We start from the raw sequence: 10,810 nt of genomic DNA on the forward strand, positions 1-10,810 counted from the left end.
TGCGGCGGCGCCGGGGGCTGCGCGGTACGGAGCTGCGGCGGGCGGTCGCCTCGGCGCTCGACCGGGTCAGGCTGCCGGAGCCGGACCGGATCGCACGGGCCTTCCCGCACGAGATCTCGGGCGGGCAGCGCCAGCGGGTCGCCCTGGCGATGGCCCTGGCGTGCGAGCCCGCCCTGCTGATCGCCGACGAGCCGACGACCGCGCTCGACGTGACCGTCCAGGCGGAGATGCTGCGGCTGCTCAACGAGCTGATCACGGAACAGGACATGGCGCTGCTGTTCGTCAGCCACGACCTGGCCGTCGTCTCCGGGGTCACCGAACGGCTGGTCGTCCTCAAGGACGGCGTGGCCGTGGAGTCGGGATCCACCGCCGACATCCTGCACGCGCCCCGACAGCCCTACACCAAGGGGCTGGTGGCGAGTGCCAGGACCTTCGAGAACGCACTGGAACGGATCACGCGATGAACGCCCCCGTCCTGGCCACCCGGGAGGCGGGGTTCGCCTACCGGGGCGCTGCTCCCGTCCTGCACGGCGTCACCCTGGACATCACGGCCGGCCGCAGTGTGGCGCTGGTGGGTGAGTCGGGCGCCGGGAAGACCACCATGCTGCGGCTGCTCCTCGGGCTCACCCGGCCGACCAGCGGGCAGGTCCTCTTCGACGGGGAGCCGCTGCGGATCGGGGACCGGGCGCGGATGCGGACGTTCCGGCGCAGTGTGCAGAGCGTCTTCCAGGACCCGTACTCCTCGCTGGATCCGCGCCAGCGGGTACGGAACATCGTCTCGGAGCCGCTGCGCTCCCTGGGCCTGGCCGGTTCCGGCACCGCGGAGCGGGTGGCGGCGGCGCTGGCGGGGGTGGGGCTGCCCGCCGACACCGGGGACCGCTATCCGCACGAGTTCTCCGGCGGGCAGCGCCAGCGAATCGCCCTGGCACGGGCGACGGTGTGCGACCCGCGGGTCCTGCTGGCGGACGAACCGGTCAGCGCCCTCGACGTCACCACGCGCGTGCGGATCGTCGATCTGCTCGAAGAGCTCAAGGAATCACGGGGGTTGACCATCGCGATGGTCTCGCACGACCTGTCGGTGGTGGCCGCGCTGTGCGAACACACCGCCGTGCTGGAGAACGGCCGCATCGTGGAGCAGGGCGACACGCGCGCGGTCCTGGGCGCGCCCGGCCACCCGTACACCCGGCGGCTGATCGCCAGTGTGCCGAGGCTGCCGGACGGGCCGTCCGACCGCGTCTGACCGGTTGACTTGGAGTGCTCTTCAACGCCCAGACTGCCGACGGGTGCCCGGAGTCGCCGGGCGGTACGAGGGGACGGGCGTATGAAGTACCGCACGATCGGGGCGGATCCGGCGACGCGCCGGGAGGTCAGTGTGCTGAGCCTGGGGGCGATGCTGTTCGGCTCGGTCACGGACGAGGCGACGTCGTTCGCGATCCTGGACCGGTACGCCGAGGCGGGCGGCACCTTCGTCGACACCTCGAACAACTACGCGTTCTGGGTCGACGGCACCCAGGGCGGGGAGAGTGAGGCACTGCTCGGCCGGTGGCGGCGCGCGCGGGGTGTAGGGGACGAGATCGTGATCGCCACCAAGCTCGGGGCCCGGCCGAACGTGCCGACCAGCACGTTCAGCAAAAACATCGAGGGCCTCTCGGCGAAGGTGATCCGGGAGTCGGCGGAGCGGAGCCGGGAGCGGCTCGGCGTGGAGAAGCTGGATCTGCTGTACGCGCACGTCGAGGATCCGGCGGTGCCTCTCCGGGAGACGGTGGAGGCGTTCGCGGAACTGGTCGCGGAGGGCGGGGTGGGTCTTCTGGGGGTGAGCAACCACTGGGCGTGGCGGGTGGAGCGGGCCCGCGCACTGGCCGCGGCGGCGGGTCTGCCGGGCTACGAGGTCCTCCAGTACCACCACAGCTACCTGCGGCGGCGGACCGACCAGCCCGGTCCGCGCTCCCCCGACGGCAACCAGGGCATCCTCGGCGGCGACCTGCTCAGCTACGTCCGCGCCGAGCCGTCGCTGGCGCTGGTCGCGTACTCGCCGCTGCTGTCGGGCGGCTATGTGCGCGAGGACAAGCCGCTGGACCCCGGCTTCGACCACGCGGGCACGCCGGTACGCCGGGCCGCGCTGCGCGAGGTGGCGCGGGAGACCGGCGCGACCGTGAACCAGGTGGTGCTCTCCTGGCTGATCGGTGGTGAGGTACCGGTGATCCCGCTGGTGGGGGCGTCCTCGGTGGCGCAGCTGGACGAGAGCCTGGCGGCGGTGGACCTGGAGCTGACGCCGGAACAGCGGGCGGCGCTGGACGCGGCGCGGTAGCCCGTACGCCCTGGTGTGCCGCAGGCTACCGACCGGGCCCGTGACACCCATGACAGCACGGAAGCCCACGGCCTCGGGGGCCGTGGGCTTCCTCACCGACTCACCACGTCGATGTCCGCGTCACGCGGTCCGCGTCAGGCGGCGATGTGGCTCGACCGTGCCGGCGTCGTGTCGGACATGTTCTCCGCCGGACGGCGGACCTCCAGGGAGTGCACCACCCGCTCGGTGCGCAGTTCGTGTGCGAACAGGTCTCCCAGTGCGACCGCCACCAGGGCGACCCCGCCCGCGAAGACCAGCCAGGTCAGCGCGGAGCCGGAGAAGATCAGCGAGGCGATCAGCGACCACAGCGCGACCGCGGCCAGCAGGCCGTGTCCCGCCTTCGCGGCCGCCTTGCGGGCGAAGACAGCTCCCACGATCCCCAGGACCGCGATACCGGTGAACACTCCGAAGCCGATCCAGCCGGCCACGGAGGCCGTGAAGGCCATGGCCACCACCGCCACAAACGCGCCGGCGATGAGTCCGATGCTGTTGAGCGCGAAACGAGGGCTGAGAGCCATCGTCAAACACCTCCTCGGTACCGCATCCGGGCGGCACCGCATATGAAAGCCAGGAAGTGGGTCGTCGCGGGGCGTCAACAAACGCCGAGGGCGGCTCGCTTGCCTCCGATTCCCAACCGGAGACATATGTATGTAACTCGTGAGGAGAACGGTCCATGCCCGTCCATTCACCCCTATTCCTGTGACCTGCATCACATTATATGGACCTTATCCGAGTCATCGCAACAGGGCCGGATCGACGGCTCCCGCGATGGCCCGGAGCCCCGCCTCGTTGGGGTGCAGGTGGTCACCGCTGTCGTACTCGGCACGGAATTTCGTCGGCCGCGCCGGGTCGTGTGTCGCCGCGTCCTGGTCGACCACACCGTCACACCCACTGCCCGCGCCCCGGATGAAACTGTTCACGGCGGCCCGCTTCGTCTCCAGCTCCGGCTTCCACCCACCGGCCCCCTCGAACGGGGTGAGCGTGGAGCAGAGGAACTTGACGCCCCGTTCGTGGGCGCGCGTGATCAACTGCTTGAGTCCGCCGATCAGCCGGTCCGCCGTGGGATTGGTGTTCGACAGGTCGTTGATGGGGTCGTCGGCGAAGATCACCCACCGGACGCCGGGCTGCGAGAGCACGTCCCGGTCGAACCGGTTGAGGGCGCTCTGCCCGGCGCCGTCGGTGAGCAGCTGGTTCCCGCTGATGCCCTGGTTGAGCACGCCGACGGTACGCCCGGCCCCCGCCAGCCTGCTCGCCAGCTCGTTCGGCCAGCGCCGGTTCGCGTCGTTCCTGGAGGCGATGCCGTCGGTGATCGACGCGCCGAGCGTGACCACGGCGCCCTCCGCCGCCGGGTTCACCACGTCGAGCCCGGAGAGGAAGTAATAGCTGTTGGTCGTCCGGGCGTTGGTCAGCGTCGCGCTGCCGCTCACGTCCCCCGCGGCGACGTAGTTGGTCTGGAGTCCCGACTGGTGGTACGTGACGGGGCCGGTGGTCCTGGGCAGGTGGAAGCTCACCGCCACGTCCGACAGGGCGTCCACCGGGAACGCGACCTCGTCGCTGACCGCCGAGCCGCCGGCGGGTATCGTGACGGCGCGCTGGCCGCCGAAGGTGACCGTACGATCGGTCGCGGCGTTCACCGAGGAACCCGAGGTGCGGCGTGCGATATGTATGTCCTGGACGGTCAGGGGGGCGTTGCCGAAGGCGTTCGACAGGCGGACGCGCGCCGACGTGCCCGCGATGCTCGTACGGACGATCTGACGGACCGTCTGCTGCGTGAACGTGTCGCCGCCGCTCTGCGGCGCGGCGGCCCAGGTGCCGGTCCACGGGCCCGCGGCGGGGGCGGCCGACGCCGTCCCCTGCACTCCTGTCTGGACTCCGGTCATGATCAACGCTGCCGCGCCCGCGGCAAGGATGTGGGGGGTTCGCTTCACGGGGGACTGTCCCTTGTCCGAGTGAGGCGCCCCCGGCCGGGGCGCCCCTCCCCCACCACCTACCCCCTCGGCACCGGCGTGACCACCCCCAGTCCGGGTGCCCCGAGACGTCCGCCGCGACCGGCGGCGGAGGCGGGACCGGCGGCGGAGGCGGGCGACTGCCTCTTTCGGCGCATCCTGCGGTGGGGAGAACACCGCTCGGCGGGCGCGCGTCCGTGACAGGGGACCCGGGTGTACGGCCCGGCGGGAGGCCGTTCCCCGGTGGTCGGGGGCATCGCCCCGTGGTTGCGTGGGGGGCACGACCAGCGCCTTCCGCCGAGGGCGTGACCACGCCCTCCGCGACCGCCGCACCTGAGCCCCGAGGCAGGACGTCCCATGAGCGAGTCCACGCTGATCACCACCCCGTTCACCGCCCGGTCCACCGCCGCCGAGGTGATGGCCGGCCTTGATCTCCTGGGCCGCTTCGCCGTCGTGACGGGCGGGGCCTCCCCGGTGGGGATCGAGACGGCGCGGGCGCTCGCCGCCGCGGGCGCCGACGTGACGCTGGCGGTACGGGACACGGAGGCGGGACGGCGGGCGGCGGAGGACATCATCGACACCACGGGCGCCAGGGAAGTCCGCATCGCCCCGCTGGACCTCACCGACCGGGCGTCGGTCGCCGCGTTCGCCGCCGCGTGGCAGGGGCCGCTGCACATGCTCGTGCACAACGCCGGGGTACGGGAGACACCCGAGCGGCGGACCCCCGAGGGCTGGGAGCTCCAGTTCGCCGTCAACCACCTCGGCCACTTCGCCCTCGCCACCGGCCTCCACGGCGCGCTGGCGGAGACGGGCGGGGCCCGGGTCGTGGTGGTCGGCTCGGACGCCCACCTGCGGGCGCCGCTGGACTTCGACGACCTCCACTTCCGTACCCGCCCGTACGACCCCGTGGCGGCGTACGGGCAGTCCAGGACGGCCGACGTGCTGTTCGCGGGCGAGGCGTACCGGCGGTGGGCCGACGACGGCATCACCGTCAACACACTGGACGCCGGGGCGACGGAGGCCGAACGCAGGACCCCCGCGCAGGCGGCGGCCACCTCCGTGCTGCTGGCGGCGTCGCCCCATGTCGAGGGCGCGGGCGGGCGCTACTTCCAGGACTGCGCCGAGGCACCGCGTCACCTACCGGGCGGACCGCCCCGGGGCGTCGCGCCGCACGCGCTCGACCCCGAGGCGGCGGCCCGGCTGTGGCAGGTGTCGCTCGACCTGCTGACCGCATAGGGCCTGTCCGGCGGACCGGTGCCGACGTCCGCTCAGCGGAGGGGGATGGTGAAGTCGTCCTCGACGGGCGGTGCCAGTTCCTCCGTACGGTAGCCGGTCGCCGCGAAGCACCGGATGCGCAGGTGGTCCGGGGTGACGTCCAGCCGGAGGAAGCTCTTGAAGAACGGCGGGGTGTACGTCGTGGAGCCGGGCGAGAAGGCCTGCGCGTAGATCTTGCGGACCGGCAGGCGGAACCGGCGCTTGGCGTCCGGCCGGGCGGGCACACCGAGGAGGGAGGCCACCAGTCTCGTACGGCGGGTCACCGGCGCGTTCGTCTCCCGCGTCGGCGTCACGCCGAGGCGCTCGGCGATGACGGCCCCCGCCTGTTCCGCGGTGAGTTCGAAGAAGCGGCGCATGCGCAGCCGCCGCCCGTAGAGCTTGCTGTAGAAGGCCAGCGAGTCCCCGCGCAGCGGGTAGCACCGGAAGTCCCCTTCGGTGACGTCGGCCACCGCGACGCGCGGAATGGTGTGGGTGGCGTGCATGAACGCCCCGCCGCCCCCGGCGACCAGATACTCGACGGTCCTGCCGTCGACGTCGACCGGGTAGTGCTGGTAGTTGTGGATGTCGCCGCCTATGGCCGCTATGTAGTGGCAGTCGGGGTCGCGGACGATGTCGTCGACCGTGCCCCCGCCCTCGATGGCACACGGCTCGTGGGCGCCGTCCACGTAGATCGGCGAGCCGGTCACCAGGATCTTGGGCCGGGGCCCGGCCGAGACGCGGCGCAGCCACTCCCCCTGTTCCCGGTCGATGCCGCCCAGCAGACCGGTGTCGATGCCTATGATCCGCAGCGGGCCCGCGTCGACGGCCCAGTACGGTCCCGGCTGCGCGGCCTGCTGTTCGGGGGCGGACCGCAACTGCCGCGCCTCGGCGAGCAGTTGCTCGTCCACGGTGCCGGGGCGCCGCCACAGCAGGGCCCGCCACCAGCCGGCCGACAGGGGCTTCGGGCGGGCGGCGGGCGGCAGGGCGGGGGCGTCGCAGAAGACGCGCATGAACCCGTTGAGGCCGTCGTACCAGTCGTGGTTGCCGGGTACGGCGTAGACGGGCGCGGGGTAGTCCTTGTACGGCCGGAAGAACTTGGGGCCGTATTCGTCGGCGCTGCCGACCGGGTAGATGACGTCGCTGGACAGGACGGCGAAGCGGGTGCCCTCGGCCGCCTTCAGGAAGCCGGGCACCACCGCGTACTGCGGGGCGTCGCCCTCACCGGTGTCCGCGAGCAGCATGAACGAGAAGGTGTCCGGGTCGTCCCGCTCGATCACCAGGTCCGGTGCGGCGCCCCGGTCCAGCTGTCCCCGTACCCAGCGGTTCCGGTCGTCGCCGGTCGGGTCCCCGAACAGGGAGGCGACCACGCCGTTGCGCGCTTTCCACAGGGTGGCCGGGTTCAGCCAGGAGATGTGGGTGGTGCGCTCCGGCATGAGGTTCCGGTAGCGGCCGGGCTCCTCGCCCGGCTCCTGACCGTGCCAGCCTGCGCCTGCTGCCGAGTCACGTGAAGAGGGAGACACCGCCGCACCCTAACAACTCTTCCCGGGCACGGGCAGGTTGGGGTGGAGACCCGCCCGGCGGGCGGAACGGGCGCGCCGACGGCGATGATGGTGCGGAAGACCGGCAGGCCACCGCTCGCCCGGAAGAAGAGACCGGAAGACCGGAAGAAGAGAGAAGAGTCCTTCGTGACGTACGACATCGACGCCGTCCGTTCGCACTTCCCCGCGCTGGAGGCGGGAGGTGCCCACTTCGAGGGGCCCGCCGGTACGCAGACCCCCCGGCAGGTCATCGACGCCATCGCCGAGGTCCTGGCGAACCCGCTGTCCAACCGGGGGACGGCGACGCCGGGGGAACGCAACGCGGACCGTACGGTGACCGGCGCCCGGCAGGCGATGGCGGATCTGCTCGGCGCGGACCCGGCGGGCATCGTCTTCGGCCGCAGCGCCACCCAGCTCACGTACGACTTCGCCAGGACGCTCGCCAAGACCTGGTCACCGGGGGACGAGGTCGTCGTCACCCGGCTGGACCACGACGCCAACATCCGCCCGTGGGTGCGGGCGGCCGAGGCCGCCGGGGTCACGGTGCGATGGGCCGACTTCGACCCGGCGACGGGCGAGTTGTCCCCGGCGGACATCGGCGCGGTGCTGTCGGAGCGCACCCGGCTGGTCGCGGTCACGGGAGCCTCGAACCTCATCGGCACCCGGCCCGACCTCCCCGGGATCGCCCGTCTGACCCACGAGCGCGGGGCCCTGTTCTACGTCGACGGAGTGCATCACGCCGCGCACTCCTTCGTCGATGTCGGGCTGCTGGGCGCCGACTTCTACGTCTGCTCGCCGTACAAGTTCCTCGGTCCGCACCTCGGGGTTCTCGCGGCCTCGCCCGGACTGCTGGAGGGGCTGGCGCCCGACAAGCTGGCACCTTCCACGGACGTGGTCCCCGAGCGTTTCGAACTGGGCACGCTGCCCTACGAGTTCCTCGCGGGCGTGCGGGCGGCCGTGGACTTCCTGGCGGATCTCGCCGACGGCGGCCCGTCCTCCCCGCGCGACACCGGTGACAGGCGCGAGCGGCTGGCGCGGTCCTTCGCGGCGCTGGAGGAGCACGAGGAGGGCCTGCGGCGGCGGATGGAGGAGGGCCTGGCCGGCCTCGCTCCGGTCACCCTGCGTTCGCGGGCGGCGGACCGTACGCCGACCCTGCTGCTGACCCTCGAAGGCCGGGACACCCAGGAGGCGTACCGCCATCTCGCCGGGCGCGGCGTCACCGCACCCTCCGGTTCGTTCTACGCGCTGGAGGCGTCCCGCCGTCTGGGCCTCGGCGACACCGGCGGACTGCGGGCCGGCCTGGCGCCGTACAACAACGCCCAGGACGTCGACCGGCTGCTGGAGGGCCTGGCGGACTTCCTGCGACAGCCGTAGACGTGACGTGGGAGAGCGCCGGACGGGGGCCTGCGTACGGGCGGCGGCGATATCCAACTGGTATGCCAGGAACCCCTGTTGAGGGTGGCGGCCGGGAGTACGGCTCTGCCAAGCTCTCAGCCGCGATCAACACGGGTGCGACCAGGAGGAACAGGGATGGGTACTGTGCGACGGCTCATGACGGGGCGGCTGAAGTCGGGGCGGCTCATGGCGCGGTGGCTGATGGTGGCCGCGCTGCTGCTCGGCGGTACGACGCTGACAGGCGCCCCCGCCGCCGTCGCGGCCGGGACGGCGGCTCAGGGCGCCACGACGACGATCTGCGGCTACACCCCGGTCCCCGCCGGGTGGGTGATCATCAACCAGACGACCGCGGGGTGCAGCGGCTACGGGTCCCGCACCATCACCGAGCTGGGGTCCGCGACCACCATCCAGGCCTGCTCGAACTCGCCCATCCCCGACTGGTGGGTCATTACCGCCATGCAGAACTCGAGCGTGTGCGGCCTGTACCCGGTGTACTCGCTCCTGAAGATCACGAACCAGACCACCGTCACGGACTGCGGCCAGTCCTTCATCCCGCCCGGCTGGGTCATCATCTCCGTCCAGCAGGGCGCCCAGTGCGGGGCCTACACCGTCTACACCGTCACCGCACTCGGTGACCGTACGACGATCCAGGCGTGCGGCCACTCGGCCATCCCCAACGGCTGGGTCATCACCGCCATGCAGAACAACGCGGGATGCGGCGCCTACCCCCTCTACACCCTGCTGAAGATCACCGACCAGACCACGATCACGGACTGCGGTCAGTCCGCCATCCCGGACGGCTGGGTCATCACGTCCATCCAGCAGGGCGCCCAGTGCGGGGTGTACACCGTCTACACGGTCGTGAAGCCGACCACCCAGACCGTCATGCAGGTCTGCGGGCCGACGAGGATCCCGAGCGGCTGGTCGATCGTCGGCCAGTCGTCCGGCTCGCAGTGCGGTGTCTACGCGATCTACACGATCCAGCGCACGGGCTGACGTACGACGACCGGCCCACGGGCCGACGTGCAGGCCCGACCGTCCGAGCGGGCGGCGGGCCCGGACACCCGGGTGGCGGTCCCGGCCGCGGGACCGCCACCCGACCCGTCCCGGGCCCCGGTCGGCTCCCGGGCCTCAGTTGACCAGGTCGTTGGCGGACTTCACCACGGCGGCCCCGCCCCGCACCATGCCCTCGGCGGCGTTCACCTTCTCGCCGAGGTCGGGGCGGTGTTCGCCCTCCTCCCCCGCGACGGCGCCCGCGGCACGCGCCGCGCCGTCCAGGGTGTTGCCGAGATCGACGGCGTGGGCGGCGGGGACGACAATGGCGAGGAGGGCGGAGCCGGCGGCGGCTGCGGTGAGGAATCGGCGCATGTTCATGGTCCGTGTAACGCGGCGGGGCGCCCCGAGGTCACGATGCCGTGGCCCCGCCGTACGGGATTTCACCTCCGTGGCCCGCGGCCGGCCGTTACGGTTTTTGTATGACCGACACCTGGCGGCCCACCGACACCGGAGTCCTCACCCTGCCTTCCGGACGCCTTGTCAGGGGACGGGGTCTGCGCCGGCCGCTGCCGGCCGGTGCCACCCCGTCCTTCGCCGTGTACCTGCTCGGCAAGGAGCCGCCCGAAGTCCCCTGGGAGACACGGTGGTTGCGCTGGCCCGACTTCCGGCTGCCCAGCAGCCGCCCGCAGGCGCGGACCGTCCTCGGCGAGGTGTGGGAGCGGGCGGCCGACGAGCGCGTCGAGCTGGCGTGCGGCGGCGGACGCGGCCGTACGGGCACCGCCCTGGCCTGTCTCGCCGTCCTCGACGGCGTCCCGGCGGACCGGGCGGTGGAGTACGTGCGGGCCCACTACTCCCGGCACGCCGTCGAGACGCCGTGGCAGCGGCGGTACGTCCGCCGCTTCACCGCCTGACCACCGGCGCCGGGACCTGTCGCGTGCCGGGCGCCGGTGCCGTCCTCGGCCGACATCCGGCACGGGAGCGTGCCGCGCGCACGGGAGCATGTGATCGTGTGGGGAACGCGCACCCGTGTGTCCGGCCGGCGAGGAGCAGGAAGGTCCCATGACACAGCCCACGCACCCCTTTCAGGCCGATCCGGCGCTGCTGCGCCGTCATGTGACCGCGCTGGCCGGGGAGCCCCGCAGCCGCCGGCACGCCCCGCAGGCCATGGAACGGGCCGAGGAGTACGTCACCGACCACCTCACCGAGGCCGGCTGGGACGTGCACCGCGACCCGTTCGACGTGCGGTGGCGGTGGGGCTCGGCCGACGGGCCGGGGCATCGCGCGATGCCGCTGAAGATCCGTCTGCACCGGCGGGTGGCGGGCGCCAACCTCCG

11 protein-coding genes and 1 pseudogene are annotated in these 10,810 nt (G+C 72.5%); 8 read left to right on the top strand and 4 right to left on the bottom strand.

Features of this window, described 5'->3' with window-relative positions; translation table 11 throughout:
• From GT042_RS18350 to GT042_RS18360, 3 genes are all read left to right on the top strand, one after another.
• A partial coding sequence (locus GT042_RS18350; protein ID WP_161309800.1) for an ATP-binding cassette domain-containing protein occupies window positions 1-464 on the top strand: 464 nt, incomplete at its 5' end.
• Window positions 461-1,240, top strand: coding sequence for an ATP-binding cassette domain-containing protein (locus GT042_RS18355; RefSeq protein WP_161309801.1), 780 nt, complete (start codon window positions 461-463; stop codon window positions 1,238-1,240). The genes GT042_RS18350 and GT042_RS18355, both read left to right, overlap by 4 nt.
• Before the next feature lie 81 nt (window positions 1,241-1,321).
• Complete coding sequence (locus GT042_RS18360) at window positions 1,322-2,308, top strand: aldo/keto reductase (RefSeq protein ID WP_161309802.1); 987 nt, start codon at window positions 1,322-1,324, stop codon at window positions 2,306-2,308.
• 134 nt (window positions 2,309-2,442) lie between these two features.
• On the opposite strand, the gene GT042_RS18365 is transcribed toward GT042_RS18360, so the two are convergent.
• Window positions 2,443-2,865: a hypothetical protein gene (locus GT042_RS18365; protein ID WP_161309803.1), complete on the bottom strand. Its 423-nt coding sequence runs from the start codon at window positions 2,863-2,865 to the stop codon at window positions 2,443-2,445.
• 216 nt (window positions 2,866-3,081) lie between these two features.
• Complete coding sequence (locus GT042_RS18370) at window positions 3,082-4,275, bottom strand: SGNH/GDSL hydrolase family protein (protein ID WP_202533075.1); 1,194 nt, start codon at window positions 4,273-4,275, stop codon at window positions 3,082-3,084.
• Window positions 4,276-4,650: 375 nt separating this feature from the next.
• Between GT042_RS18370 and GT042_RS18375 the strand changes: the two genes are divergently transcribed.
• Window positions 4,651-5,529, top strand: coding sequence for an SDR family NAD(P)-dependent oxidoreductase (locus tag GT042_RS18375; RefSeq protein ID WP_161309804.1), 879 nt, complete (start codon window positions 4,651-4,653; stop codon window positions 5,527-5,529).
• A 32-nt stretch (window positions 5,530-5,561) separates the two neighbouring features.
• On the opposite strand, the gene GT042_RS18380 is transcribed toward GT042_RS18375, so the two are convergent.
• A complete protein-coding gene (locus GT042_RS18380) occupies window positions 5,562-7,067 on the bottom strand; it encodes a metallophosphoesterase (protein WP_161309805.1) in 1,506 nt (501 codons plus the stop codon).
• 165 nt (window positions 7,068-7,232) lie between these two features.
• Here GT042_RS18380 and GT042_RS18385 point away from each other — a divergent pair, with 165 nt between their 5' ends.
• Together GT042_RS18385 and GT042_RS18390 are read left to right on the top strand one after the other, a co-directional pair.
• On the top strand, window positions 7,233-8,459 hold the full coding sequence (locus GT042_RS18385) for a cysteine desulfurase-like protein (RefSeq protein WP_161309806.1): 1,227 nt from the start codon (window positions 7,233-7,235) through the stop codon (window positions 8,457-8,459).
• Between the two features lie 156 nt (window positions 8,460-8,615).
• Window positions 8,616-9,476, top strand: coding sequence for a hypothetical protein (locus GT042_RS18390; RefSeq protein ID WP_161309807.1), 861 nt, complete (start codon window positions 8,616-8,618; stop codon window positions 9,474-9,476).
• A gap of 135 nt (window positions 9,477-9,611) precedes the next feature.
• Here the strand turns inward: GT042_RS18390 and GT042_RS18395 are convergent, their stop codons facing one another.
• Window positions 9,612-9,848 carry a hypothetical protein gene (locus tag GT042_RS18395; RefSeq protein WP_161309808.1) on the bottom strand — a complete coding sequence of 79 codons (237 nt, stop codon included), beginning with the start codon at window positions 9,846-9,848 and terminating at the stop codon, window positions 9,612-9,614.
• A 107-nt stretch (window positions 9,849-9,955) separates the two neighbouring features.
• Between GT042_RS18395 and GT042_RS18400 the strand changes: the two genes are divergently transcribed.
• Window positions 9,956-10,387 carry a protein phosphatase gene (locus tag GT042_RS18400; protein WP_161309809.1) on the top strand — a complete coding sequence of 144 codons (432 nt, stop codon included), beginning with the start codon at window positions 9,956-9,958 and terminating at the stop codon, window positions 10,385-10,387.
• 148 nt (window positions 10,388-10,535) lie between these two features.
• Window positions 10,536-10,810 (top strand): annotated as a pseudogene (locus GT042_RS18405) (peptidase M28); the annotation flags it as partial.

Source organism: Streptomyces sp. SID3212 (assembly GCF_009865405.1).
GTDB lineage: Bacteria > Actinomycetota > Actinomycetes > Streptomycetales > Streptomycetaceae > Streptomyces.